The sequence below is a fragment of the Methylophaga sp. UBA5088 genome, from assembly GCF_002414625.1.
GTDB classification, from domain to species: Bacteria; Pseudomonadota; Gammaproteobacteria; order Nitrosococcales; family Methylophagaceae; genus Methylophaga; species Methylophaga marina.
Genome location: NZ_DIAC01000087.1, coordinates 16,899 through 17,570, shown reverse-complemented (window position 1 = coordinate 17,570; position 672 = coordinate 16,899). Strand labels below are relative to the sequence as shown.

Annotated in this window: 1 protein-coding gene; it reads right to left on the bottom strand. The window is 46.1% G+C overall.

The window, feature by feature from the left end; genetic code table 11:
* The coding region (gene bioC, locus B4K20_RS11120) for a malonyl-ACP O-methyltransferase BioC (RefSeq protein ID WP_289282936.1) at positions 1-672 on the bottom strand (672 nt) is incomplete at both ends.

The window sequence follows — 672 nt, the reverse complement described above, 5'->3', positions numbered from 1 at the left end:
CTTTTTGCATCAGTTGCTTTCCTGTCAGGCCTCGACGGCGACCTTCATTCACATTACGTGCGCCAAGAATTTTTAGATCGCGCATCACGCTCATCGCATCGTTGTAGCTTAATGTGTAAGGTTCCATATCGAGTACACAATCAGCTAAGCCGCTAGCTGTCATGGCATCGCCGACATCATGCATATCGTAAAATAAATTCACATGTGGATAGGTATCGACTTCAGCCCAAGCCTGACGTAGCTCCGTCAGGGTATCTGGCCCCAAGCTGGTAAACATCAATAGTCCTTGTGGTTTTAGCACCCGAAAGATTTCACTGAAACAACGTTTAGGATCACACCACTGTAATGCCAGGTTGGCATAAATAAGGTCGACGCTGTTATCTGCTAACGGGATAGCTTCGGCATCACCCGCCAACACCTGTAAACGTTTCTGTTTCGGTAACCAGCGTTTAATACCTTGATCATGCCGATAACGCTTTTCGGCTTGCTTTAACATTTGCGGTGCAATATCGACAGCCACTAACTGTGCATGAGGATAGCGCTTTTGCAATAACGCTAAGTTACGTCCGGTCCCCGCCCCTAAATCTACTATCGTCTGAGGTTCAATAGTGATATATGACAGGCGTTCTAATAATTCATCGGCTGTTTGTCTTTGTAACACAGCCACATCAT